This is a genomic window from Hyphomicrobium sp., from assembly GCF_036833075.1.
Lineage (GTDB): Bacteria > Pseudomonadota > Alphaproteobacteria > Rhizobiales > Hyphomicrobiaceae > Hyphomicrobium_C.
Genome location: NZ_DAITQL010000002.1, coordinates 25,528 through 49,717 on the forward strand (window position 1 = coordinate 25,528; position 24,190 = coordinate 49,717).

General features: G+C 66.5%; 20 protein-coding genes. 11 read left to right on the forward strand and 9 right to left on the reverse strand.

The genetic code is table 11. The annotated features are described in order from the left end of the window. Positions 1 to 27 precede the first annotated feature (27 nt). The 9 genes from V7082_RS01175 to V7082_RS01215 form a co-directional block, all read right to left on the reverse strand. A complete protein-coding gene (locus V7082_RS01175; RefSeq protein ID WP_334145619.1) occupies positions 28 to 1,404 on the reverse strand; it encodes a sensor histidine kinase in 1,377 nt (458 codons plus the stop codon). Next, positions 1,391 to 2,068 (reverse strand): response regulator transcription factor, encoded by a 678-nt coding sequence (locus V7082_RS01180; protein WP_334145765.1) that lies wholly within the window; start codon positions 2,066 to 2,068, stop codon positions 1,391 to 1,393. Before V7082_RS01180 ends, V7082_RS01175 begins: the two co-directional genes overlap by 14 nt. 458 nt (positions 2,069 to 2,526) lie before the next feature. Then, a complete protein-coding gene (locus V7082_RS01185) occupies positions 2,527 to 3,123 on the reverse strand; it encodes a hypothetical protein (protein ID WP_334145621.1) in 597 nt (198 codons plus the stop codon). Between the two features lie 55 nt (positions 3,124 to 3,178). Further along, positions 3,179 to 3,436 (reverse strand): DUF883 C-terminal domain-containing protein, encoded by a 258-nt coding sequence (locus V7082_RS01190; protein ID WP_334145623.1) that lies wholly within the window; start codon positions 3,434 to 3,436, stop codon positions 3,179 to 3,181. Positions 3,437 to 3,556: 120 nt separating this feature from the next. Further along, positions 3,557 to 5,143 carry a GTPase family protein gene (locus tag V7082_RS01195; protein WP_334145625.1) on the reverse strand — a complete coding sequence of 529 codons (1,587 nt, stop codon included), beginning with the start codon at positions 5,141 to 5,143 and terminating at the stop codon, positions 3,557 to 3,559. Then, positions 5,140 to 6,420: a YcjF family protein gene (locus tag V7082_RS01200; RefSeq protein WP_334145627.1), complete on the reverse strand. Its 1,281-nt coding sequence runs from the start codon at positions 6,418 to 6,420 to the stop codon at positions 5,140 to 5,142. The genes V7082_RS01195 and V7082_RS01200 overlap by 4 nt, the downstream gene beginning before the upstream one ends. 220 nt (positions 6,421 to 6,640) lie before the next feature. Further along, a complete protein-coding gene (gene secD / locus V7082_RS01205; protein ID WP_334145628.1) occupies positions 6,641 to 9,172 on the reverse strand; it encodes a protein translocase subunit SecD in 2,532 nt (843 codons plus the stop codon). A gap of 92 nt (positions 9,173 to 9,264) precedes the next feature. After that, positions 9,265 to 9,636 carry a hypothetical protein gene (locus V7082_RS01210; RefSeq protein ID WP_334145629.1) on the reverse strand — a complete coding sequence of 124 codons (372 nt, stop codon included), beginning with the start codon at positions 9,634 to 9,636 and terminating at the stop codon, positions 9,265 to 9,267. A gap of 131 nt (positions 9,637 to 9,767) precedes the next feature. Beyond that, complete coding sequence (locus V7082_RS01215; RefSeq protein ID WP_334145631.1) at positions 9,768 to 10,346, reverse strand: sugar transferase; 579 nt, start codon at positions 10,344 to 10,346, stop codon at positions 9,768 to 9,770. Positions 10,347 to 10,603: 257 nt separating this feature from the next. Here V7082_RS01215 and V7082_RS01220 point away from each other — a divergent pair, with 257 nt between their 5' ends. The 11 genes from V7082_RS01220 to V7082_RS01270 all read left to right on the forward strand — a co-directional run bounded on the left by V7082_RS01220 (position 10,604) and on the right by V7082_RS01270 (position 23,996). Next, positions 10,604 to 11,851 carry a glycosyltransferase family 2 protein gene (locus tag V7082_RS01220; RefSeq protein ID WP_334145632.1) on the forward strand — a complete coding sequence of 416 codons (1,248 nt, stop codon included), beginning with the start codon at positions 10,604 to 10,606 and terminating at the stop codon, positions 11,849 to 11,851. A 116-nt stretch (positions 11,852 to 11,967) separates the two neighbouring features. Beyond that, positions 11,968 to 13,113 carry a DegT/DnrJ/EryC1/StrS family aminotransferase gene (locus tag V7082_RS01225; RefSeq protein ID WP_334145634.1) on the forward strand — a complete coding sequence of 382 codons (1,146 nt, stop codon included), beginning with the start codon at positions 11,968 to 11,970 and terminating at the stop codon, positions 13,111 to 13,113. A 10-nt stretch (positions 13,114 to 13,123) separates the two neighbouring features. Further along, complete coding sequence (locus V7082_RS01230) at positions 13,124 to 13,885, forward strand: cephalosporin hydroxylase family protein (RefSeq protein WP_334145635.1); 762 nt, start codon at positions 13,124 to 13,126, stop codon at positions 13,883 to 13,885. 57 nt (positions 13,886 to 13,942) lie between these two features. Next, the gene (locus V7082_RS01235; RefSeq protein WP_334145636.1) at positions 13,943 to 14,668 is read left to right on the forward strand and encodes a WbqC family protein; all 726 of its coding nucleotides are present in this window, start codon (positions 13,943 to 13,945) and stop codon (positions 14,666 to 14,668) included. Next, positions 14,665 to 15,525, forward strand: a complete 861-nt coding sequence (locus V7082_RS01240; RefSeq protein ID WP_334145638.1) for a phytanoyl-CoA dioxygenase family protein — start codon at positions 14,665 to 14,667, stop codon at positions 15,523 to 15,525. Before V7082_RS01235 ends, V7082_RS01240 begins: the two co-directional genes overlap by 4 nt. Next, positions 15,522 to 16,673: a methyltransferase domain-containing protein gene (locus V7082_RS01245; protein ID WP_334145640.1), complete on the forward strand. Its 1,152-nt coding sequence runs from the start codon at positions 15,522 to 15,524 to the stop codon at positions 16,671 to 16,673. Before V7082_RS01240 ends, V7082_RS01245 begins: the two co-directional genes overlap by 4 nt. A 322-nt stretch (positions 16,674 to 16,995) precedes the next feature. After that, positions 16,996 to 18,303 carry an O-antigen ligase family protein gene (locus tag V7082_RS01250; protein ID WP_334145642.1) on the forward strand — a complete coding sequence of 436 codons (1,308 nt, stop codon included), beginning with the start codon at positions 16,996 to 16,998 and terminating at the stop codon, positions 18,301 to 18,303. A 384-nt stretch (positions 18,304 to 18,687) separates the two neighbouring features. Next, positions 18,688 to 20,805, forward strand: a complete 2,118-nt coding sequence (locus V7082_RS01255; RefSeq protein ID WP_334145644.1) for a heterodisulfide reductase-related iron-sulfur binding cluster — start codon at positions 18,688 to 18,690, stop codon at positions 20,803 to 20,805. Next, positions 20,777 to 22,189 carry a variant leucine-rich repeat-containing protein gene (locus V7082_RS01260; protein ID WP_334145646.1) on the forward strand — a complete coding sequence of 471 codons (1,413 nt, stop codon included), beginning with the start codon at positions 20,777 to 20,779 and terminating at the stop codon, positions 22,187 to 22,189. The genes V7082_RS01255 and V7082_RS01260 overlap by 29 nt, the downstream gene beginning before the upstream one ends. Positions 22,190 to 22,221: 32 nt before the next feature. Continuing rightward, positions 22,222 to 23,016, forward strand: coding sequence for an electron transfer flavoprotein subunit beta/FixA family protein (locus V7082_RS01265; RefSeq protein WP_334145647.1), 795 nt, complete (start codon positions 22,222 to 22,224; stop codon positions 23,014 to 23,016). Positions 23,017 to 23,018: 2 nt separating this feature from the next. Continuing rightward, positions 23,019 to 23,996: an electron transfer flavoprotein subunit alpha/FixB family protein gene (locus V7082_RS01270; RefSeq protein ID WP_334145648.1), complete on the forward strand. Its 978-nt coding sequence runs from the start codon at positions 23,019 to 23,021 to the stop codon at positions 23,994 to 23,996. Positions 23,997 to 24,190: the final 194 nt, after the last annotated feature.

The window sequence follows — 24,190 nt, forward strand, 5'->3', positions numbered from 1 at the left end:
AAAGTCCGTGGCGCTTTCGCGGCCGCCTCAGGCGCGCGATGGAAAGGCGATCCGGACTTTAAGCCCGGGGTCGTTTGCCGCCAGCGTGACGGCCGCGCCATGGAGATCGGCGATGGCGCGCACGAGACTCAGGCCGAGGCCGTGTCCGGGGCTCGTGCGCTCGCGTTCCAGCCGATAGAACCTGCGGAACACGTTCTCGCGCTCACTCTCGGGGATCCCCGGGCCGTTGTCGGCCACGCTCAGCACCGGACCGCGCGGGGTCTGTCGCACCGCAAGCTCGATGGTGGTTCCGGCCGGGCAATGCTGGAGGACGTTCTCGATCAGATTGGCGATCAGTTGCACGAGAAGCTCGTGGTCGCCGCGCACGAACGGTCCCGGCTCACGGGCGGGCGCGCAGACGAGGCGGAAGCCCGAGTCCTCGATCACCGGATTGTAGGCTTCGACGGCGTCTGCCAGCACCCGTGAAAGATCGAGATCCACGAAGCGCGCCCGGCGGTCGCCCGCTTCGAGCTGGCCGATATTCAAAAGCGCCTCGAACGTGGAGACGATGCTGTCGGCCTCGGCGATGGCGTTCTCGAGCACCTGCTTCACGGCCGGGCTCTCGCCTTCGATCTCGCTCGCGCTCTCCAACTGCTGGCGAAGGCGTGTCATCGGGCGCTTCAGATCGTGGGCGATGTCGGTCGAAGACTGGTTGGCATTCTGCACAAGGCGCTCGAGCTGGGTCAGCATCGCATTGATGCGCTCGGCGACCTCGTCGAGGTCGTGATGGGGGATTTTGACCGGCACCCGGCGGTTCAGCTCGCCGGAGGAGACGGCGGACAGCGTGGCGGCGATGTCGTCGATCCGCCTCTGCGCGCCGCGCGCGAGGTAGATTCCGGACCCGACGCCCAGGATGGCGGTCGCCAGCAAGCCCCAGCCGAGGCTGCGCATGAGGATGCTGCGCGCCTGCTGCACCTCGCGATCGGACCGGCCGATCAGGAGCATGCCTTTCGAAACCGGCGCCCAGACGGCAAAGAAGCGGTCCGGGCCGGTTCCGCCGACGGCGATGTCGGGCAGGCTGCTGCGCGAGAGCACGCGCCAGCCCTCGAAGGGCTGCTCGGTGCGGATATTGCCGGCGACGAACGCGTTATTGGAATCGACGACGGCGAAAATGCTGTCCGTCTCGCGGACGGATTCGACCTCGTCCGCCACGACGCTCACCAATTCGTCGAATCCGTAGCGCCGGTCGATGGCGAGCAGCGCGTCGCGGGTGTTCAAGATGCGGGCGTGCAAGCCCTCCTCGATGCCCGCCGCCAGACGAACGATGAGGATGGCGAAGATCACCGAGACGGCGACCGTGATGATGAGGGTGAAGGCGGCGGCAGAGCGAACCTGCGTGCGCCGGAACAGGTCACGGATTGTCATTGATGGAGTAGCCGCTGCCGCGAATGGTGTGGATCAGCGGCCTCGCAAACGGACGGTCGATCTTGGCGCGCAGACGCGAGATGTGCGTTTCGACGACGCTGGTGCGCGGATCGAAGTGGAAGCCCCATACGCGCTCGAGCAGCATGGTGCGGGTCACGACCCGGCCCTTGTTGCGCATCAGAGTCTCGAGGAGCACCAGCTCTTTCGGCTGAAGGTCGATGCGATCGTGTCCGCGCGTGACCCTACGGCTCGCCACGTCGAGCTCGAGGTCGCCCGCGCGCAGGATGTCGCCCTCCGAGCGCATGGGCGCGCGCCGGCCGAGCGCGTTGACGCGCGCCAAGAGCTCGGCGAAGGCGAACGGCTTCACGAGGTAGTCGTCGCCGCCGACGTCGAGGCCCTGCACGCGATCGTTGACGCCGCCGAGAGAGGTCAGGAAGAGGATCGAGACGCGGCTGCCGGCGGTTCTCAGCGTGCGCGCGAGCGACAGGCCGTCCATGCCGGGCAGCATGCGGTCGAGGATCACGATGTCGTAGCTCTCGCGGATGGCGAGAGACAGCCCGTCTTTCCCGTCGGAGACCACATCGATGGTGTGCCCGGCCTGCACGAGCCCCTTCGAGATATACCGCGCCGTCTCCTTATCGTCCTCGACGAGAAGCAGCCGCATCATGAGGCTCCTTTGAGGCCCGTTCCGCCCTGATCCCGGCTCTAGAGCGTGATCATTTCGGATTGAATCGGGATCACGCTCTCTCTCTTTGATGAGACCGATGATTCACACTTCAGGCTGATAGGGCCTGAAGTGTTCATGGTCTATAGCACCAATCGCGGCCGGCCGAGAAACCGAGGCCCAAGAACCGAAAGAGCCCGAACGCGCAAGGCATTCGGGCTCCGGATACCCGGCAAGGCTCGGGTATCGATAAGGCAGTCCGCGAGGGGGACCAATTGTTCAGGAGCTGGCTGTGAGCGTCCAGAGGACGCTCACTCTCAGGGACTGCCCAGGCCCAGACTAGGCAAGTAAGCTTACCCTCGCATGTCGGCCGCCTTACATTTCCTGTAAGCTTTGCGCGCGATCGTCGGCGCGTGGCGGAGACGATCTCGCGGTGCGTCTGCCCGCTCTCCCCCGTGTCAGGCGGCGGCCGCCGGGGCCGGGGCGTCCACGTCCGGCGCCTCGCGTTGCACGCCGGTGGGCGACGCTGGGGTTCGCTCGGACGGGCTCCCCCCTTCCGATGAGGTCTGGGGCTCTGATGACGTCTGGGTAAAGCGCGAGATCACAAATCCGACGACCGCCAAGAGCAGGATGAGAGGAAGGTTCCTGGTCACGCCCCGCGCGATGCCGGGCACGGCGGCCGGAGCGATAGAGGCCAGGATCGCCCTCACCTCGGGCGTGAGGAGGGCGGTGAGGTCCATGTCGGACGCCGCATCGGCGTCGTCCGATGCGCCTCGGGCCTGCTCCGGTTCGGGCGCGGCACTTTCGGACGAGGCCTTCGCGGCGCTGCCCACTCCGAGAACCGCCATCGTTATCAGGCCGATCAGCGCAAACGCGCTGGCCATGAGGGCGTAGGCCGTGACGTGGCCGTAGTGCTCCACGAGCCATACGGTGAGCGCCGCGGTGGCGAAGCCGCCCGCCACGACGAGGGGTGCAGCCATCAGCGCCCGGTCGACGACCTTCGTGACGGCGGAATCGATCGAGCGCTCGGCGCGCTTCAAGAGACCTTGGAACATCAATCGTTCTCCGCTGCGGCCCGGAAGTCCCGGCCGGACGCTCTCTTTGCAGGACTCAGGACTTCCACAGCGCGCCGATTACAAAGCCCAGTCCGGCCGCGACGGCGAGCGTCGTCAACGGCTGCTCCTTCACCGATTTGTCGACGGCGGACTTGAAGTTATCCGCCACGACCTGAATCTGCTCCGTCGCCACCCGGCCCTGCTCGGCAACACGCTCGAACTGTTCGCCGGTGCGCTCTGCGAGGTTGGCCGCCTTGTCGGCAAGCTCGTTGGCAGCGTTGCGCGTATTGGTGCTCGATGCTGACTGTGCCATCGGAAACGAAGCTCCTTTTTGAGATGAGGTGGCGTTGCGATCAGGCGCTAAACGCCGATCCCGCGCCTTTGGTTTCACGGCGGAGCATCAGCCAACCGGGGCGATCCCGGCGCGGCTCGTTCACTTTTCGGGAGCGTCTCGCGTGGCCCCTTTGCGCAGGGCACCGGCGACGGAGCGTCCGGCGCCGACGGCCTGCGACCAGACGGATTTCCAGCTCCAGCGATCCTTGAGGTCGTGAAGGCTGCGCAGAAGCTGCGCGCGCCTCGCCTCGGGGAGGGCGGTGGCGATGCGCTGCCAGAGGCGCTCGATGTTGTAGGGATCCCGGCCCTCGGCGAGGCTGACGGGGACGGCTTCGGAGGCGGCAAAGCCGAGATCCCCGGCGGCGGCGGCGACGGCGGCGCGGATGGCCTGCGCTTTCTCGCGGCTGTCGCCTCCGTCGCTGTCGTAGGGGGGATCCCATTCGCCGAACGGCCGCAAGCGGTCGACATGGGTCGCGACGAGGACGAGCGGTGGGCGGCGCCGGTTCAAGCGCGCGGCGAAGTGGGCGCGGAGCGCGTCGAGAGCCTTGCGGTCCGCGTCGCGGTCGGCGCGGTGGGCGGCCACGACCCACAGCACGAGGTCGCTGTCGGCGGCCCGCTCCATCAACGCGGCGAGATCCTTGCCGGTGCCGCCGAGCCCCGGGCTGTCGATGACGAGCGCGGCGGGGATTCCTTCGCGCTCGATGAGGTAGGGCGTGAACGCCGAGGTCGCGGGGAGCGCGTCCGTCGCGGCGTTGGCCTCCTTGGCGAGGGCATTGACGAGGGCCGATTTGCCGACGCCGGTCTGGCCGGCGATGAGAATGCGCAGCGGCTCGGCGCGAAGTTCGCTCAGGGCCGCTCGGTCGGCGGCGGATTCGTCCGAGACGTAATCCGTGAGCGCCCGCGACGAGACGCGCAGCCTGCCGCCGTAGAGATCGATGGCCGCGCGTCCGATCTCCTCGATGTAAGCGTCCGTAAGCTGGCGGGCGACGGCATCGCGTCCCCATTGCATCATGGCCTTCGATAACTGCTCGCGCGCCTCGCTGGCGGCGGCCGTCGCGGGGTTGATGAGGCGGACCACGCGCCAGACGTCGTAGGCCCGCTCGGCCCAGTCGAGCGCGCTGCGCCAGCGGTAAAGCGCCAGCGCCTGCGCCAGCGTCAGGCGGTCGCCGAACGGGACGTTCTCCAGGACGAACAGGCGGAGGCGGCGGCTGACGCGCTCGACGATCGCGAGCGCCTCGGGCGTCGTGAACTGCCAGACCGGATCGCGGCGGCTGGCGTGGACGCACCTGGCGACGGTGGCGATCGTCTCCTGGCCGAGCGTCAGAAGAGCCTCGGGGCTCGAGATGCGTCCCGGATCGGTGGCGCGGGCAAGGGCCAGGACGTCCGCCCATGCCTGCTCCTCGAGCGGCGACCAGCCGTGCTGCAATGCCTCCTCGTCGGTGCTCTTTGGGAGATCCTCCTCGGCGGACTCCGGGACACGCTCGGGGAGAAGGCGGCGCTGGGCGACGTAGACGATCGCGACGCTCGCGAGCGCAAACGCCGTCCAGTGGAGCAGATAGCCGTTTTGCCACAGCCACACGCTGCCGAGGAGAACGAGCGACAGGGTGGGGATGAGCAAGCCGAAGGCGAGGAGGATGAGGGAGGCCGTGCGCCGTGTGTGCGCGGGAACGGCGGCTTTCTCGCTCATGGCTTGGCTCCCGGCGGCTCGCCGGCGGCCTTGCGCTCCCGCGCCATGCGGAAGGCGTCCCGCAGGGCCTGCTGGTAGGCTTCGGCGATGCCGCTGCGGTCGCTCATGCCGAGGCGGCGGCCGTGCAGGTAATATACCGCCGCCTTGCCGAGGGCGTAGGTGACGGCGAAGCTTGCGGCGGCGGACGCGGCCGTGCCAGCCGTCTGGCCGTAGACCGGCAGCAGCTTGGCGATCTGGCGCAACCCCACGCCGGCCGCGACCTTGGCGACCGTGCCGGCGCCGATGGCGGCGGCCAGCTCGGCGTAGGCGCGCCGGTCCCATGCGATACCGTAGAGCCGCCCGAGCTCGCGCAGCATGCGGGCCTGGACGGTCGAGGCGGCGATGGCGCCGGCAACCGGCACCGGCACCAGGTCGCTGCCGGCCGCGGCCATGGCGTGCTTCATCACGATCGGGTTCGCGGAGCGGGCTTTCGGATCGACCCTGAAGCCCGGCATCGATCCCAGGGCCGCCAGCATGCCGGCAGGCGCCACGGTCGCGAGCGCTTCCGTCAGCGCGTCGAGCCCGTAGTCGGCCGGCGGCAGTCCGTCGTCGGGTTTCGTGAGATCGACCGGAACGAAGAGAAGGGCGCCCCGTCCGGGCAGCTTGTCGAAGAGCAATCTCTGGTGGGCGAGCGCCCGCATCAGATCGACGGGGATGCGGGCGATGACGTCGGGCGGCGCGTTGGGCTCGAACGGATAGGGGAGGATGTGTCCCGCGCCTGGCGCATATGCCTCGTGGAGGCTGGTCTGGGCGACGACGACCGGCCAGTCCGGGTGGCGCGTCCGCACTTGACGCAGGGCTTCGAGCACGGCGCTCTGGTCGGCGTCCATAGCGCGTACGGTTGCGAGGATCACGTGTGCGGCGCGCTCGGCGAGGGCGAGATCCTCGGCCGGATCGTAGTCGGTTTCGCCAAGGCCGCGCGTATCGAGGAAGCGCAGAGCCGGCCTGTCGTCCGGGAATGCGTAGAGGCGCGAGGTGCGCGTGCAGGGGCGAAAGCCGTCGCCGATCTCGGCGTCGCTCTGTTCGGTGATCGCGCGGATGATGGAGGTCTTGCCGCTCTGGACCTTGCCGAGGAGCCAGACGACCGGCGCGTACACGTCGGGATCGCCGTCAGCAGGCTCCGGCCCGTCCCCGCGCCCGCTCGCGTGACGGTCGTCCGCTTCGGCGCGGGACCGGCTCGCGTGCTTGCCCGAGCGGCCGGGCAGCGCGCCCTTCAGCGCTGCAGCCCATCTTGCCATGGATGCCTCTCGCTCGTGCCGAGGTTAACACGAAGGTCAACCATCTCCCGCCGACAGCGGCAAGAACAAAAAACGCCGGAGCGGCCTTGCGGGTTCCCCGGCGAGGGGCGACCGGCGGCGGGCGAAGCGGCGGCCTTCCGCATTTGCCGGGACCGGCAAAAAAAGCACGCGGAGCGACGAGGCTCCGCGTGCGTCGTTGGCGTGTTTCGAAGCCTCGCGGTCAGGCTTTTTTCAGCGATGCGGGAGCGGTCCCGGCCGCTGCCGGTGCCGGGCCACCGCGGCGCAGGTAATGCTCGCCGATGTTGAGGAGGATCGGCGCGGCGATGAAGATCGACGAACTGGTCGCGAGCACGAGGCCGAAGAGCAGCGTGAGCGCAAACTCGCGCAGGGCCGGTCCGCCGAAGAGCGCCAGGGGCGCGATGGCCAGGAAAAGCGCCACCGAGGTGCCGATGGTGCGCGACAGCGTCTCGTTGATGCTGCGGTCGATGACCTGGCGCAGCGGCTCGCGTTTCGAGCGCACGAGGTTCTCGCGGACGCGGTCGTAGACCACCACCTTGTCGTTGATCGAGAAGCCCATGATGGTCAGGATGGCGGCGATCGACGTCAGGTTGAACTCGAAGCCGGTCAAGGCCAGGAAGCCCACGGTCTTGGTCAGGTCGAGGAACATGGTGACGATGGCGCCGACCGCGAACGGCCATTCGAAGCGGAAGGTGATGTAGGCGAACATGGCGACGGCGGCGAGGCCGAGGGCCCAGAGGCCGTCGCTCAGCAGTTCCGCACCGACCGACGGGCCGACCACCTCGACGCGGCGGATCTCCGCGCCCGGCGCCGCCTTCTCGACCTCCTGACGGGCGTTGGCGATGGCCGCCTGCTGCTCCTCGGGCGTGCCGTGCGGATGCTCGAAGCGCAGCAGCACGTCGGTGTCGGCGCCGAAGCGCTGAACCTGGACGGGACCGAGGCCCGCGTTCATGAGGGCGCTCTGCAACGCGGGGGCGTCGGCGGAGGTCGGGGTCTTGGCTTCGATCACCACGCCGCCCGCGAAGTCGATGCCCATCTTGAGGCCCGGATGGAAGGCGAGCCCGAGGGAAGCGAGACTGATCAGGGCGGATACGACCAGTCCCGAGTAGCGCGCGCGCATGAAGGGGATCGCGGTGTGGTCCGGGAAGAAGCGCAGCTTCGTGCCGATGGTCAGCGTCTTGGGGCGCGTGCGTTTCAGCCACCAGGCGGTCAGGAGGCGCACGAGCACGATGGCGGTGAACATCGAGACGATAATGCCGAGGCTGATGGTGACGGCGAAACCGCGGATGGCGCCGACGCCGACGACGAACAGGATCAGCATCTTGATCAGCGTCGTGAGGTTGGCGTCCATGATGGTCGTATAGGCGCGGCGGAACCCGGTCTCGATGGAGGCGATGACGCCGTTGCGCTTGCCGAGCTCCTCGCGTGTGCGCTCGTTGATCAGGATGTTGGCGTCGACCGCCATGCCGAGCGCGAGCAGAATGCCCGCCATGCCGGGGAGCGTCAGCGTCGCGCCCATCATCGACAGGCCGGCGATGGTGAGCGCGAGGTTGACCAGGAGCGCGGCCGCCGCGAAGAGGCCAAAGCGGCCGTAGGTCGCGATCATGAAGGCGACGACGAACGTGAAGCCGGCGATGATGGAATATAGGCCGGCGCGGATAGCATCGGCGCCGAGGTTCGGGCCGATGGTGCGCTCCTCGACAATGGTGAGCGGTGCGGGAAGCGCGCCGGCGCGCAGCAGGACGGCGAGGTCGTTGGCTTCCTCGACGGTGAAGTTGCCGCTGATCTGGCCCTGGCCGCCGACGATCGGCTCGCGGATCACGGGCGCGCTGATCACTTTGTTGTCGAGCACGATGGCGAAGGGCTGGCCCACGTGCTTGGTGCTGACGTCGGCGAAGCGGCGCGTGCCGACCGAATCGAGGGCGAAGCTCACCACCCAGCCGCCGGCGCGCTGATCCATTCCGGCGGAGGCGCGCGTCAGGTTCATGCCGTCGACCTCGATGTGGCGGCGGACGGGGAGCTTCGCTGCGCCCTCGGCGCGGTCGGTCATGGGCAGAAGCTCGACGTCGGGGCCGGCCGGCGTGCCTTCGGGAGCGACGAGGCGGAAGGTCATTTTCGCGGTGGAGCCGAGCAGGCGCTTGATGCGGTCGGGGTCTGAGACGCCCGGCAGCTCGACGATGACGCGGTTCTGACCCTGGCGGGCGACGACGGGCTCGTTGACGCCGGTCTCGTCGATGCGGCGGCGGACGATCGAGATCGACTGCTCGACGGCCTTGCTCGCAAGGTCCGTGACGGCCTGCGGGTCGAGGGTGAGAGACAACGTGTTTCCGGCGGTGGAGGTGGTGAAGACGCGGGCCTGGCTCGGGCCGTCGACGCGCTCGTTCAGGATGTCGCGCAGGGCCTGGCGCGCAGCGTCGAGCTGGGCCGCGTCGGCGACCGTCACGGTGACGTTGTCCTTGCCGGCGACGATGGAGGTGAACGGCACCTTGCCCTTGCGCAATGTGTCGGCGACGGAGGCGCGGGTGCTGGCGATGCGCTCCTTGATGACGGAGTTCATGTCGACCTCGAGCAGGAGGTAGGAGCCGCCCTGCAGGTCGAGGCCGAGATTAACACGGGGTTGCGGGATCCACGCCGGCAGTGCCGTGTGCGAGAGCACGTTCGGGATCGAGAGCAGGATGCCGAGCAGGCATAGGCCCAGAATGAAAGTCGTCTTGAAACGCGAGAAGTGAAGCATGATCGAAGTCCCCTAAAGCCGACGGCCGCCGGAAGCCGTGGCTCCGGACGGATCGACGCGAGATCGCTATGTGATGGAGAGGTTGGACGTGATCAGGCGTGGGGAGGGGCGCGCGTGCGGCCGTCGCGCATGCGCGCAACGTCGGCCGGGAGCGTGAACGCGGCCGGCACCGCGGATACGAGGCCGCCCGTCCACGGCGCGGGTTCGTAATCCTGTGCCGCGAGCGCGGCCGTCGGATCGTCGAGGCCGCCGACGTTCAGGGCAGCGTCGAGCCTGTCGGGGCGGACCGTCGCCGGCGTGCTGGTGGTGCGGGTGTCGGCGCTGTGGCCGGCGATCGACAGGCCGCCGGCAAAACTCGCCGAGAGCGTGAACGTCGACGCGCTGGCAACCACGCTGAGGAGGGCGGCCAGAAGGGCAGACCAGGTATTCCGGCTTCGCTGCCGGCCGCGCGGCCGATGTGTCACGGCGGTCGTCCCTTGGTCACGATCACCCCAACATAGGGCGCAGGGCGGAAATAGCTAGGGTCCTGGGTGGCCTCTCCCCACCGCGGGACAGCACATTCATCCGCTTCCAAAGGGACAGCCGGCCTCAGAAGTCACATCTCGCCGCGAGGTTCGGGGGGCTGTCGGACGCTGTCCCTGCGGCCGGCGCCGAACGCCGTGGCGACGATGAGCCGGAGATCGGCGCGAAGGGACCGATCCGAAAGGTAGGTCGCGTCCAGCGCCGCGAGCCGTTCGGGGTCCGCCATGTCCACGCCCTGCACCTGCGAGACGCCGGTGATGCCGGGACGGATGGCGTAGAGACCGTGTGCGCGGCGCGCGGCGATCAGGCGGGTCTGCGACGGCAGGCAGGGCCGCGGACCGACGAAGCTCATGTCGCCGCGCAGGATGTTCCAGAGCTGGGGCAACTCGTCGAGCTTGAGGCGCCGCAGCCAGGCTCCGACCGGCGTCACCGAGCTCGCCGGGGCCTCGTGGCTGGGCACGTCGCCCGTTCCGGTGCGCATCGTCCTTAGTTTGTAGCAGGTGAACGTCGCCTCGCCCGATCCGACGCGAGCCTGGCGGAACAGGGCTGGGCCTGGTGAGGTGGCCCGGATGGCGCCCATGCAGACAAGCACGACCGGCACCGCAAACGGCACGAGGGCAACCGCCAGGGCAATGTCGAGCGCGCGTTTCATGGGTCCGGGCCTGGGTCTCGCGTGCGCTTCGCCTTTTCCGGGGCACGTGCGCGGTTGGCGACGGGCTTTCCCGGATCGCACCCTCATAGCGGCTGCCACAAGCCTCGCTCAAGATCCCTGATCGATAAAGGCTCCGAGCCCCGAGACCGCCCGCCGTCTGTGGCGAGGTGGGTCTCCGGTGCATGACGCGTGGCGTTCATCCATCTTTTCAGGGCGTTGCGGCGCTCTCAAGAGCCACCGTGCCGGAGGCTGTCCCCGTGAGCGGCATCAAGCTCAGCATCTGCATTCCGACCTACAATCGCGCCCCCTATCTCCGGGCCGCGTTGAGTCGCTTCGAGACGCACTATCGCTTCGACTTTCCCTACGAGATCGTGATCTCCGACAATGCCTCGGAGGACGACACGGCCGAGGTCGCGGCGGAGTTCGCCCAACGGGGGTTGCCTGTCCACTACTATCGGCGGACGACAAATGGCGGCTCGCTGGCCAATACGGTGTGCGCCTTCCACCAGGCCGTCGGCACCTACGTCCTCTACCATGCGGATGACGATTTCCTGGTGCCCGAGGGGCTGAAGCAGGCGATCCGCTATCTCGACGACAATCCCGACGTGTCCGCCTGTCACGCCCCTTGGTATCTCTACGACGAGGTGGCGGACCGGGACGTCAGCCAGTTCTACGCGCTCGATGCGGACCGGAAGTTTGCGCAGGCAAGCTTTGCGGACATGTTCCAGTTCATTTTCGAGCGCCATGTCTTTCCCGAGACGGGGATCTATCGCCGGGCGGCGCTGCGCTCCGCATGGGTGCCGCGCGAGTTCTGCTTCTGGGCCTTCTCCTATCTCGCGCATTTTCTCGACCAGGGGGCCGTCGCCTTTCTCCAGCAGCCCTTCTACCGCTCGGTCGTGCTGTCCAAGATCGCTCCGACCCGACAGCAGGCCGGCAACGATCAGGTCATGACCGACTGGGACAAGTACCGGGGCGGACTGGAGTATTTTCTCTATCTCGGCCTCAAGCGCGGCTGCATCCCGAATACGCGGGAAGCCCGGCTCGCCTACGACGAAAAGTGCCGGATCTTCATGCTCAACCGGATGGCGGTCGCCATCCGCTTCTGGGCGGCGCGCAAGGACTACGTCAAGGTCTACGAGCTCTATACGCGCATGGCCGTCGGCGGGCTCGGTGAGCATCCCGAGGTCGTCAAGCTGCGCAACTCGCTACCGGTGATGGTCGCGCTGCAGACGCTCGCCTGGCATCTCACCTCGACGGCCGGCCTCAAGCGGCTGATGCTGTGCGGCGTCGCCGACCGGGCCGCGATCGGAGACATGCTGTCCGATTTCGGTCTTCCCCAGGAGATCGAAATCATCGACGAGCCAAAGGCGCACAGGGCGGAGGAGGCGGAAAACACGGCCGTGTTCATCGCCGACCCGGCGCGCCGCGACCAGCTCGTGTCTCTCGGCTATAAGCCCAATCTCATCTTCACGGACAACGATCTGGCCCAGCATATCGTCGTCTGAGGGCGCGATCCGTCGGCCGGCGCCGCCAAGCTTCGCGCCAGCTTCACGGCCTAGGGTCCGGACCGGTTGGCGTGCTCTCGTCGTACGTTGCAGGCTGCCACGAAGGACGTGGAGGCATGACCGGCAGAATCCCTTATACGAAGCCGTCGATCACCGAGCTCGAGACGCGCTATGCCGCGGATGCGGCCGCGAACGGCTGGGGTGCGGCCTGCTATGACTACATCGTGCGTTTCGAGCGGGAGTTCGGATCCTACATCGGTAGCGACTTCGCCATCGCCACCTCGAGCGGCACCGGCGCGCTGCATATGGGGCTCGCCGCGCTCGGCATCGGCCCCGGAGACGAGGTGATCCTCGCCGATTCCAACTGGGTCGCGACCGTGGCGCCGATCGTGCATCTCGGCGCAACGCCTGTCTTCGTCGATGTGCTCGACGAAACCTGGTGCATCGATCCGGCGGCGGTCGAGCGGCACCTCACGCCGCGCACCCGGGCCATCATCGTCACGCATCTCTACGGCAATCTCGCGGAGATGGACGCGCTGCTTGCCCTCGGGCGGCGGGCCGGCGTTCCGGTGATCGAGGACGCGGCGGAGGCCATCGGCTCCATGTGGGGCGATCGCCGCGCGGGCTCCATGGGGCTGTTCGGAACTTTCTCGTTTCACGGGACCAAGACGCTCACGACCGGCGAAGGCGGCATGCTCGTCACCAGCGATCCGGATTTCTACGAGTGCGTCCTGACGCTCAGCAATCACGGCCGGGCGCGCGGCCAGACGAAACAGTTCTGGGCCGATGAGATCGGCTTCAAGTACAAGATGTCGAATATCCAGGCCGCGATCGGCTGTGCGCAGCTTCAGCGCATCGAGGAGCTCGTGGCCCGCAAGCGCGAGATCCTGGCGTGCTACCGGATCCGGCTCTGCGTGCTTCCGGGCGTCCAAATGAACTGCGAGCTCGAGGGCACCGTCAACGGCGCGTGGATGCCGACGGCGGTGTTCCATCCCCTGACCGGCATCACGCGGGAGGCGTTGCAGCGGGGCTTTGCGGCCGCCGACATCGACGCGCGCGTGTTCTTCCATCCGCTCTCGAGCCTCGCGATGTTCGAGGACAGGCGCGACAACGTGAACGCCTGGGACATTCCCGGGCGGGCCATCAACCTGCCGAGCTATCACGACATGAGCGAGGACGATATCCGCCGCGTGTCCGAGACGCTGATCGCGATCGCGCGGGGCGAGGGTCGCCGTGACGCCCGTCTCAGCCGTTCGGCCTAGGAACCCCGACATGAGCGCTCAGACGATCAAGGACGACCGCCTCGAGTTCGAAGCGCACAAGCGCAGGATGTCGCTCGCGCTTGGCCAGGACGAGGAGGTGTTCCGGCAAGCGCTGAGCACGCTCGTCGGCCTCGACAGGTACGACTATTCCTACCTATGGTCCTGGATGGGCGTGCCGATCATCCAGATGCCCGCCGACATCCTGGCGACGCAGGAGGCGATCTGGGCGACGAAGCCGGATATCATCATCGAGACCGGCGTGGCACGCGGCGGCTCGATGATCTTCATGGCGTCGCTGCTGCAGGTGATCGGCAAAGGGCAGGTGATCGGCGTCGACATCGACATCCGCGCCCACAACAGAAGCACCATCGAAAGCCATCCGCTGGCGTCGCGGATCACGCTGATCGAAGGCCCTTCGACCGCGGCGGAGACGCTGGCGAAGGTGGCCGCGGAGATCCCGGCCGGGGCCTCCGTCATGGCCGTTCTCGACAGCGACCACAGCCGCGATCACGTGCTCGCCGAGCTTCGGGCCTATGGTCCCCTGGTCACGGAGGGCCAGTATCTCGTCGTTGCCGACACGCTGCTCGGCCGCGGAGACGTTTCGCAGACGCCGACCCGGCGCTCCAAGGTCTGGCATCCGGGCGACGAGCCCTACGCCGCGCTCAATGCCTACCTGCTCGAGACGGACCGCTTCGCGCCGGACGCCGTGCTCAACGGCAAGCTCGTGCTGGCCAGCTCGCCCGGGGGGTATCTGATTTGCACGCGCCCGTGACGCCCGGCCCGGACATCGCTTCATGTTGCGATCCCTGGATCGTCAGGGAGGCGTGACATGGCGACGGTCGTCATTACGCAGCCGATGCTGTTCCCGTGGCCGGGGTTCTTCGAGCAGCTCATGCTCGCCGACACCTATATCTATCTGGATGACGCGCAGTTCTCGAAGGGCAGCTTCACGAACCGCATCCAGGTCCTGCGAGGGCCCGCGCGCTCCTGGATGACGATCCCGCTCGCCGGAAAAGGGAGCTTCCAGACGATCTCCGCATTGCAAGCGGCGGGCGACGCCTGGAAGGCGAGCCACCGGGCGCTCCTCTGCCAGTCGCTCATCGGCGCCCCCTTCCTCGACGATGCACTCGCCATTTTCGATGCCGTCTATCGGCGCACGTCGCTCCTCGAGCTTCTGATCGCCAGCATCGAGGAGCCCGCGCGCTACCTCGGCGTCGGTAGCGGGTGTATCGTCGCGCGGTCGAGCGCGCTCGGCGTTGACGGCACGTCGTGGCGGCGCGTGCGCGACCTCGTGCGCCAGGCCGGCGGCACCCGCTACGTCACCGGTCACGGAGCGGCGAGGTACCTCGATCACGCCGCCTTCGCCGAAGCTGGGATCGACGTTGCCTACATGGCCTACAGCCGCACACGCTGGCCGCAGCCCGGCGGCGCCTTCACGCCCTACGTGTCGATTCTCGATCTCATCGCGCGGACCGGGCCGGCGGCGCGCGATCACCTCAATCCGGCGACGATTCCCTGGAGAGATTTCCTGCAGCAGGAGGCGCTCACGTCATGACGCATGGGACCGCACGGCTCTCGGACGCGGCACGCCAGTCCTTCGCCTCGAAGGGCTATGCCGTGCTGGCTCGATTTTACGATCCGGCCACCGACATCGCGCCGATCCAGGAGGGCATCCGAGAGATCGTGGCGCTCGCCTGCCGGAAGTATGGCGTCGATGCGCCGACGGGAACGCCGACCGAGGCCATGAGCATCGCCTATCCCGCGCTCATTGCGAAGAACCGCGGCTGGGGCGGCGAGATCTACGATGCAGTGAAGCAAATCCCGGCGTTCCTGCGGCTCGTCACGCAGGAGGTCAACAGCGACGTCTTCAGGATGCTGCGGCCGGGTAGCGTGCCGGGCATCGCTGCCGGGGGCTACGGGATCCGCATCGACAACCCGGGCGAGGAGAAATTCCGGGCCCAGTGGCATCAGGAGTTCCCCTCGCAATTGCGCAGCGTCGACGGCATCGTGTTCTGGACGCCGCTTTTGCCGGTGACGGCGGATATGGGGCCGGTTCAGATCGCCGAAGGCTCGCATGCCGAAGGGCTCGTTCCAGTTTACGAGGACGATGCGGGCGCCGGCAAGACGGGCGCCTACGCGCTGCATCTCGATCGCGCCGAGGAGCGGCTTCAACGCTACGACATCGTTGCGCCGTCGAGTGCGCCGGGCGATCTCATCCTCATGGATTTCCTGACGCTGCACCAATCGGGACACAACATCTCCCGGACACCGCGCTGGAGCATCCAGTTCCGCTATTTCAATTTCGCCGAGCCCTTGGGCATCCGCATCGGCTGGAAGGGATCGTTCGCGGCTGGGGTGAAGTTTGCCGACGTGCTGCCGGAGCTGGTCGCGCGCCGCGAGGATGCGGCATGACGGCTTGCCGTGTCTGCGGCGGCGACCTTCCGGTGCCGGTTTACGACGCGCCGGCGCCGGCGCTGACGTCGATCATGACGCTCCTCGACGTGCCGACGCGCGTTTTCGTGTGCGATCGATGCGGGCACGCCCAGGGCGACGACATTCCGGACATCGGCGCCTTCTACGACAGCACCTACCGGATTTCGCTTGCGGGCGAGGGGCACGATCAGGTCTTTGCCGTCAAGGCGGACGGGGCGGTGATCTTCCGCACGGATCATCAGGCCGCGATTGCGCTCGGGCTCCTGGGGCTGCCGCGGGATGCCCTCGTCCTCGACTACGGTGCCGCCAAGGCCGATACCCTGCGCAAGATGGTTGCGGCGCGTCCCGACATCCGGCCGCATGTGTTCGATGTCAGCGCGGACTATGCCGGCGCGTGGGACGGCTGGGTGGCCAAGGAGGCGCAGGCGATCTACACGGTGCCGGCCGCGTGGGCCGGTCGCTTCGACGCGGCGATGAGCCATTTCGTGATCGAGCATGTTGCGGATCCGGTCGGGTTCGTCCGCGATCTCGGTGCGCTGCTCAAGCCGGACGGCGTACTGCTGCTGTCGCTGCCGGATGTGGCCGCCAATCCGGGCGATATGACGGTCGCCGATCATCTCAACCATTTCAGCGCGGCGTCGCTCGCCTATGCTCTCTCGGCCGGCGGGTGCCGGCTGCGGACGATCGACCGGACGTCGTTTCCCGGCGCGTTTTTCGCGGTTTGCGAACGCGCGCCGGAGGCCCGTCCGATGCCGATCGCGACACCGCCAGCGGCGGAGGCTGCAAACGGTGCCCGGGATATCTGCCGGTCGTGGGAGACAGCCGCGGAGAGGCTCGAGGCGGAGGCAGAGCGGTTCCGCGGGCGTAAGGCCGCCGTTTACGGGGCCGGCTTCTACGGAAGCTGGATCTCGAGCCGGGTGGGCCGAAGCGTGAACCTCGTGTCGTTCCTGGACCGCAATCCGCATCTGGAGGGCACGACGCTTTTCGGTGTCCCGGTGATCCGACCGGAGCGGATCGGCTCCGATGTCGACGTGCTTTTCATCGGGCTCAATCCGCTCAAGGCGCGCGACGCCATCGCCGCGCAGCCGTGGCTCAACCGGGCAGGTCTGCAGCACGTCTGGCTCTGACCCCCGGCACTTTCGTCAGCGGTCGACCGAGGCTGGACTTCAGTCGCGCCCCACGGGCCGGCTGCGGCCGGCTTGCCTCCCGTCTCGCGCTCTTCTACAAGGTGCGGAACAGGCCGCGAGCCTTCCTGCGCTGCTGTTTTTCTCTTTTTTGTGAGCCGCGTTCCGTGACGCCACGTGTCCGGCGAGGGATTTATTTGAGAGGTCCCGTCAAAGCCGATGCAGCAAGCAATCGTGTGCATGAGGTGGGGCGATGGGCGGCGACGTGGCGCAAGAAGATTCACGAGCACGTGCGGCTCACGCGCTAAATGAAGGCGCAACGGGCTTGGACCGCTCATCCGTGAGGCCCTCCGACCGCGTCGTCGCCACCTTTTTTTGCATCGCCGCCGCCGCCAGCATCATCGCCGCACGCTCGACCGCGGTCATATTGCCGGTGCTTTTCGTCATGGTGATGGCACTCGCCCGTGCCGAGCGCGTGCCCTTGCGCACGCTCGTGAAACCGGTCCCGGAAGCGCTCCCCGTCGCGGCGCTGCTGATGTTCGGGATGCTGAGCGCGGCCTGGTCGGCGGATGTGGGCGTAACGCTCGCGAGCACCGTGACGGCCATGCTCGCTCTCTTTGCGTGGCTCGCGATCCATCGGTGGCTTGGTGAGCAACCTATCCGTCGCATCCGCCATACAGCCATCTGGTTCGTCATCGCGGTTCTGGTTGGCGGCGGCGTGCTCCTCACCGAGCTCTTTTCCGACCAGCTCATCCGGCGTGCGATCATCGATGCGTTCGGCCTGATACCGACGGCGCCGAACAGGCACTACTGGCTCGATGCGGGAGGCCGAGTCCGGGTTCCGGATTGGGATTTGAACCGATCGGTCGCGGTTGCAAACATGCTGCTGTGGCCGGCCGTTCTCTGCGCTTTCTGCTGTTGGGCGGGCTGGACGCGCCGGGTCCTTGCATTCCTGCTCATTGTGGGCACGGCCGTTGCGACGGGTGTCTCCAACCATGAGACGTCGAAACTTGCGATCGCGGCGGGGCTCCTGTGCTTCGGGCTCGCGTCCCTGCGGCCTCGCCTGGCCATCGGGCTCATGGCGCTGGTCTGGACGGTTGCCGTGCTCGGCTCCGTGCCTGCGGCACGGATTGCGTACGATCCGCTTGCTCTCCATGAGGCTTCCTGGCTGCAGGGGACGGCGCAGGCGCGGATCTTGATCTGGAGCAATGTGGCGGACCGCGTGGCCGATGCGCCGATCATCGGCTCGGGCGTGCGCTCGGGTCTGGTGCTGAGCGATCGCGAAGAGCTTGCGCAGAACCATCCTCAGGGCACCAGAGGCGAAACCGAAGTGCCGCGGCATGCCCACAACGTCTACCTGCAGACGTGGTTCGAGCTCGGACTGATCGGTGCGGCCTTGTTCCTCGTGGCGGGCCTGGCCGCCCTGCGTGCGCTCGCCCGGATGTCCGAGCGCGCGCAGCCCTACGCCCTCGCGACGTTCGCCGTGTTCATGGCCGAGATCTTCTCGAGCTGGGAGGTGTGGCAGGGCTGGTTCGTGGCGCTCTTTGCACTGACGCTGGTCTATCTCGCACTTGCGGTTCGCAGTGCCGAAGGTGGGCAGTGCCAGGGCCGAGCGGACGACGCGGCGCCGTAGCGGGCCGGACATCCCTTCTCGACGGAGGCGGCCCGGCCGACGCCCCCCCTAGATGCGCAGGCGCCGGGATCCCCAGAGACCCGTTCCGTCCCGACACGGCCGCAGCGGAGGTCAGTATTACCGGTGCTGGCGCGATGCGCGTCAGCGCGTTTTTCCCGCGTCCTCCGATCCTCTCAGGCCAGCGATCGAGATCCTATTATCCCGCCGTGGAATTCCAAGTACTCCCTTGGAGGTAGTTCGTCGTGGGGATTGCGAGAGAATCCTTCAGCGGTGAAGCTTAGAGTAGCAGAAGCGAGGCGAGTGGACGTTCATCGGCATGGGGCCCGCATGGTCTCATCGGTGATCGTGCAGAGCCGTTCCCTTACATCAGATCTGGGTGCTGCCGTGGATCCCAAAGACATAACACGCATACTGTTCGAGGATTTCCCACCGGCGGCCGTCTATCTGTTCTACGCCATCGGCTATGCGGCCATCGGCGTTTTCATCTACGGCGTCTACACGCAGATCCGGAAGTACCGGCGCGGCCAGCCGGACGGCGCATGGGGCATGCTCTGGGAGCGCTTCATGGACATGGTGAAAACCATGTTGACCCATCGCACGTTGAAGCGTCGCGATCCTGCCGCCGGCCGCATGCATGCCGCGATCTTTTTCGGCTTCATTCTTCTGTTCATCGGCACGGCGACCATTACGCTCGAGTACGACATCGTTGAGCCGTTGTTCGGGCTGCGTTTCTGGTACGGCAATTTCTATCTGTGGTTCTCGCTGATCATGGATGTCGCCGGCGTGGGGCTGATCGTCGGTCTCATCTACATGATGTACCGCCGCGGCTGGCTCAAGCCGCCGAAGCTCAACTACGCCCGTCCCGACCGCACGCCGGAGGATCCGGACTACGATCGTACCGCCTACCGCCGCGAGGATTGGGCGTTTCTCTGGACCCTCATCATCATCGGCATCACCGGGTTCTTCCTGGAAGCCGTGCGCCTCGTCTGGCTCGCCGATCGTCCGACCGTGTGGGATTTCCGCTGGTGGTCGCCGGTCGGTGCCATGCTGGCACACGCCCTGCAGGGCCTCGGCCTGACGGCGGAAGCGGCGGGGTCGCTGCGTCCTGCGGTGTGGTGGTTCCACGGCATCCTGGCGTTGACCTTCGTTGCGCTCGTGCCCTTCACGAAGGTCAAGCACATCTTCACGGCCGCGGCCTCGCTGATGTTCCGTGATCGGCAGGCCGGCCGCGTGTTGCCGAAAATTCCGGAAGAGCAGGAAAGCCCCGGATACAAGTACATCACCGACTTCACCTGGAAGCAGCTCCTGCACCTCGACGCCTGCACGAAGTGCGGCCGCTGCCATGAGGCGTGCCCGGCAAACGCCGTAGGCGCGCCGCTGTCGCCGCGCGACTTGATTCTGTCGCTGCGGGAGTTCGCCAACAATGCGTTGAACTCAAAGGATCTTCCCCCGGAAGTCGAATTGGACGTGCACGGCAAGAGCCGCAACCAGGTGATGATGGAGACGCTCTGGTCGTGCCGGACGTGCCTCGCCTGCGTCGAGATATGCCCCGTCGCCGTGGAGCACGTGCCGATCATCGTGCAAATGCGCCGCAGGCTTGTCGAGGAGGGCGAGATGGAGCCCATTCTACAGAAGACGCTGCAGACCATTCACAAGAGCGGCAACTCGTTCGGAGAGTCGAAGCGCAAGCGTGCGGCCTGGACCAAAGCGCTGCCGTTCCAGATCAAGGACGCGCGTAAGGAGCCGGTGGATGTCGTCTGGTTCGTCGGCGACTACGCCTCGTTCGATCCGCGCAACCAGAAGGTCTCGCAATCGTTTGCCCGCCTGCTGCACGGTGCCGGCGTCAATTTCGGCCTTCTGTTCGAAGGTGAGATGAACGCCGGGAACGACGTGCGCCGTGTCGGCGAGGAAGGGCTCTATGAGTTCCTGGCGACGTCGAACATCAACGCGCTCGCGGCGTGCGAGTTCAAGTCCATCGTCACCACGGATCCGCATTCGTTCAACACTATCCGCAACGAGTATCCGCACTTCGACGGCGTATTCACGATCGAGCACTATACGACGCTCGTGAAAAGGTTGCTCGAAGAGGGTACGCTCAAGCTGAAGAAGAAGCTCGATTGCCGCGTGACGTTCCACGATCCCTGCCATCTCGGCCGCTACAACAAGGGCTACGATGCGCCGCGCGACGTGCTGGCGATGCTGGGCTGCGAGCTGGTGGAAATGCCGCGTAACCGCGACAACTCCTTCTGCTGCGGCGCCGGTGGCGGCCGGATCTGGATCCCCGATCCCGTGGGTCTCGAGAAGCCGTCGCAAAACCGCATGAAGGAGGCGGGCGGGATCGAGGGCCTGCAGGTGTTCGTGGTGTCTTGTCCCAAGGATCTCACGATGTTCGAGGACGCCCTCAAGACAAGCGGGTTCGAAGGCCAGTTCGTCGTGCGCGAGCTGATCGAGTTGATCAATGAGTGTGTCGACGATGGGACCAGCGACGCCGCGGTCGCGTGAGATGGTGCCGGCGAGTGCCAGTGCGTTGGTGCGGCAGGCGTTGGCGCGCCGCGACGTCTACGCGGCGGCTGCCGTCTATGCGATTTCCGAAGGCAGCGATCGGGAGCGGATCGAGGTGTCGTTGTGCGGTGAACGGCGCACGGCGCTGGCGCTCGCCCGCTGGGAGCATACGCCGGCGCGCGTGCTGCATCTGCTGTCGGATCTCAAGGATGAAGCCGTTCAAACGCGTGTCGGAAAAAACGCCGCCACGCAGTCCCAAACGCTGGCCGAGCATTACAGCCTCAATGGAGGCGCGGTCTTGACGGCGCTTCTCGCACGCCATCGCCATACTCCGCCGGACGTATTGGAGAACATTGCCGAGCGCGAGCATGAGCACGCGGTGCTGCGCGACGTATGCAAGCATCCGGCCGCAACGGAGGCTGTGCTTTCCCTCATTGCCAGACGCTTTCCGGAGACTTTCGACAGCGAGATGGCAACGCATGCGGCAACGCCTACGGACGAGCTGGCGCGGATCTACGACCGGGGTGACATGTTCGTGCGTGCGGCCGTCGTATCCCACCCGAGATGCCCGCCCGACGTGCTGGCAAAAGCGGCGGCCGATCACAATCCGCTCGTCCTCTGCCATGTCGCGGCCAGCGCGCGCGTATCGGCGGATATTCTGAAGGCGTTGGTCGGACACGCGGATGTATCGGTACGGCGCGCGGTTGCAGGAAATCCGCTCTTGCCGCCTACCTGCCTCAAGACCTTGATGCATGACGCCTCCGAGGTCGTCCGGCGGGCTGTGTCGGCGCGCAAGGATCTCTCGGCTGCCATCCTCGATCGCATGTCGGGGGATGAGGATCATTGGGTGCGTCAGTGGGTTGCGCGCAATCCGGCCCTGCCGCAGCGCCGGCTTTCGGTCCTGGCGCGCGACGGCAATGCCGAGGTGCGCCGGGCGGTCGCCCGCAATCCGCGCTGTCCGCGCGGGCTGCTCAGGGTGATGGCTGAGGATGGGAGTGCCTGGGTCCGCTCCGCGGTGGCCTACCAGACGCGGGTTGCGCCGGCTCTCCTCAAAGTTCTCGCTGACGATCGAGAGGTCGATGTCCTGAGCGGCGTTGCCGCCAATCCGCGGACGCCGCAATGGCTGCTGCGCCGGATGGCGGCGTCGCTCGAGGCGGACGTGCGCCGTGGGGTCATTCTCAATCCGCGAGCCTCGCGGCGGACTCTGCTGTCTCTGCTGGAGGATCCCTATCCTCTGCATCGGATTCTGCTTGCGGGCAACAAAACCCTGAACGACGCGGACAGATGGAGTCTCAATGACGACCCCGATCCGTCCGTCAGGTTTTCCGTTTTCAGGTGGCTTGCCGCGAGGTTCCTGCCGCCTGCACCGTGTCATGCGTGCTAAATAATTAAGCCTGTCTAGGAGAGGAGTTCCCCATGAAAATACTGGTAGCGGTAAAGCAGGTTGCCGCTCTGGACGAGGATTTCCAAATAAGTGACGACGGACGCGACGTCGAAGAGGATTTCCTTCTCTACGACCTCAACGAATGGGACGACTACTCTCTCGAAGAGGCGATGAAGATCAAGGAAGCGGCCGACGGGGCGGTGGAAGTCGTCGTTGTGTCCGTTGGGCCGGATCGCGTCGATGAGAGCTTGCGCAAATGTCTGGCCAAGGGCGCCGACCGTGCGATCCGGGTCTGGGACGATGCGATGGAAGGGTCCGATTCCATCACGATTGGCCAAATCCTGGCAGCGGTTGCCAAGAAAGAAGGAGTGAGCCTCGTGTTCGCGGGCGTGCAGTCCTCCGACGAGGCGAACGCGTCGACCGGAATCTCGACGGCCGCTTTTCTCGAGTGGCCGCATGCCGCGGTTGTTGCGGGTCTAACCTACGCGGCGGGAGGCAGCACGGCGAAGGTCGCCCGCGAGCTCGAGGGCGGCCTTCAGCAGAACGTCGAGGTTGCCTGTCCGTCCGTTCTGACCATTCAGCTCGGTATCAACAAGCCACGCTACGCATCGCTGCGCGGCATCAAGCAGGCTGCGGCCAAACCGATCGAAACTCCGGCACTTTCCGAGCTGGGGCTGACACCGGCCGATGTGGGCGCCGGCTGCGCGCTCTCCAGCGTGCGGCGCATGTACGTGCCGGCCGCCGGTCAGGCGGAGATGATTGAAGGCACGCCGGCGGCACAGGCGGCCAAGCTTTTGCAGATCATTCGCGACGGCAGGGGAGCATAAACATGAGAACGATTTTGGTTGTCGCGGAGCATCGGCGTGGTGAGTTGCGTCCGATTTCCCTGGAGTTGATCACCGCGGCCCAGGGCTTGCGGCAGGCGGACGACAAGGTGGTGGTGGCGTTGATCGGGTCGAAGGCGGATGCCTTGGTTCCGGCCGTGTCCGTCGCCGGCGTCGATGAGGTCGTTACGGTCAAGGTGGCCAGCGAGGAGTTCGACCCCGATATTTTCGAGGCGGCGGTGGCGCAGTTGATCGAGGAGAAAAAGCCGGCCGTCGTGCTGCTGGCGCACTCCGTGGACTCGCTCGGCTATGCCCCCACCCTGGCAAGACAGAGAAACTTCGGGTTCTCGACGGACGTATTCAAGCTCGAGTGGGACGGTGAAGGTCTGGTGGCGACACGCGCCGGATACAACCAGAAAGTCAACGTGGAGGTCGAGTTCCCGGGCAAGACCTGCGTGGTGCTGACGGTTCGGGGCAGCGTGTTCAAGCCGCCCGAGGGCGCCGCTTCTCCGGCGGTGAGCGCACTCGACCTTACGTCGAAATCCTCGCGTAGCACGAACCTCGACTACGTCGAGGCCAGTGGGGCGGGCGATGTGGATATCACCACGGCCGAGTTCATTCTGTCCATTGGCCGCGGGATCGCGGAGGAGGACAATGTCGAGCAATTCCGCGAGTTGGCCGACACGATGGGGGCCACGCTCTGCTGCTCGCGCCCGATTGCTGATGCCGGATGGCTGCCGAAGTCGCGTCAGGTCGGCCAGTCCGGAAAGGTGGTCGGCGCCTGCAAGCTTTATCTCGCTCTGGGTATTTCCGGATCGATCCAGCATATGGCAGGCATGAAGCATGTGCCGACCATTGTTGCGGTCAATACCGATCCCGGCGCATCGATTTTTACCATCGCAAAATACGGGATTGTCGGCGATATTTTCGAAATCGGGGAGGAGCTCCGGAATCAATTGGCCGCCCAGCCGCTGGACGGGTGATACCCGGCCGCCTGCGTGTAGGCTTTTCCAGAATGAGCCCTAAACCGACGGGCTACCTCCAATAGCCCGGAGTGCTTTTGCTGCGCTTGCTCAGTGCAATCGCGGTCGAAGCGGCTCCGGCGCTCGTCTGTTCTGCAATCGAAAGACAAGGGATGGATTCCCTTGTCTTTTTTTGTGGTCGCTCGTGTCCGTTA

What these genes read in the sequence shown, in the direction of transcription:
- V7082_RS01175 (WP_334145619.1), bottom strand. Translation starts at nt 1,404, where the DNA reads ATGACAATCCGTGACCTGTTCCGGCGCACGCAGGTTCGCTCTGCCGCC.
- V7082_RS01180 (WP_334145765.1), bottom strand. Translation starts at nt 2,068, where the DNA reads ATGCGGCTGCTTCTCGTCGAGGACGATAAGGAGACGGCGCGGTATATC.
- V7082_RS01185 (WP_334145621.1), bottom strand. Translation starts at nt 3,123, where the DNA reads ATGTTCCAAGGTCTCTTGAAGCGCGCCGAGCGCTCGATCGATTCCGCC.
- V7082_RS01190 (WP_334145623.1), bottom strand. Translation starts at nt 3,436, where the DNA reads ATGGCACAGTCAGCATCGAGCACCAATACGCGCAACGCTGCCAACGAG.
- V7082_RS01195 (WP_334145625.1), bottom strand. Translation starts at nt 5,143, where the DNA reads ATGAGCGAGAAAGCCGCCGTTCCCGCGCACACACGGCGCACGGCCTCC.
- V7082_RS01200 (WP_334145627.1), bottom strand. Translation starts at nt 6,420, where the DNA reads ATGGCAAGATGGGCTGCAGCGCTGAAGGGCGCGCTGCCCGGCCGCTCG.
- secD (WP_334145628.1), bottom strand. Translation starts at nt 9,172, where the DNA reads ATGCTTCACTTCTCGCGTTTCAAGACGACTTTCATTCTGGGCCTATGC.
- V7082_RS01215 (WP_334145631.1), bottom strand. Translation starts at nt 10,346, where the DNA reads ATGAAACGCGCGCTCGACATTGCCCTGGCGGTTGCCCTCGTGCCGTTT.
- V7082_RS01225 (WP_334145634.1), top strand. Translation starts at nt 11,968, where the DNA reads ATGACCGGCAGAATCCCTTATACGAAGCCGTCGATCACCGAGCTCGAG.
- V7082_RS01230 (WP_334145635.1), top strand. Translation starts at nt 13,124, where the DNA reads ATGAGCGCTCAGACGATCAAGGACGACCGCCTCGAGTTCGAAGCGCAC.
- V7082_RS01235 (WP_334145636.1), top strand. Translation starts at nt 13,943, where the DNA reads ATGGCGACGGTCGTCATTACGCAGCCGATGCTGTTCCCGTGGCCGGGG.
- V7082_RS01240 (WP_334145638.1), top strand. Translation starts at nt 14,665, where the DNA reads ATGACGCATGGGACCGCACGGCTCTCGGACGCGGCACGCCAGTCCTTC.
- V7082_RS01245 (WP_334145640.1), top strand. Translation starts at nt 15,522, where the DNA reads ATGACGGCTTGCCGTGTCTGCGGCGGCGACCTTCCGGTGCCGGTTTAC.
- V7082_RS01260 (WP_334145646.1), top strand. Translation starts at nt 20,777, where the DNA reads ATGGGACCAGCGACGCCGCGGTCGCGTGAGATGGTGCCGGCGAGTGCC.
- V7082_RS01265 (WP_334145647.1), top strand. Translation starts at nt 22,222, where the DNA reads ATGAAAATACTGGTAGCGGTAAAGCAGGTTGCCGCTCTGGACGAGGAT.
- V7082_RS01270 (WP_334145648.1), top strand. Translation starts at nt 23,019, where the DNA reads ATGAGAACGATTTTGGTTGTCGCGGAGCATCGGCGTGGTGAGTTGCGT.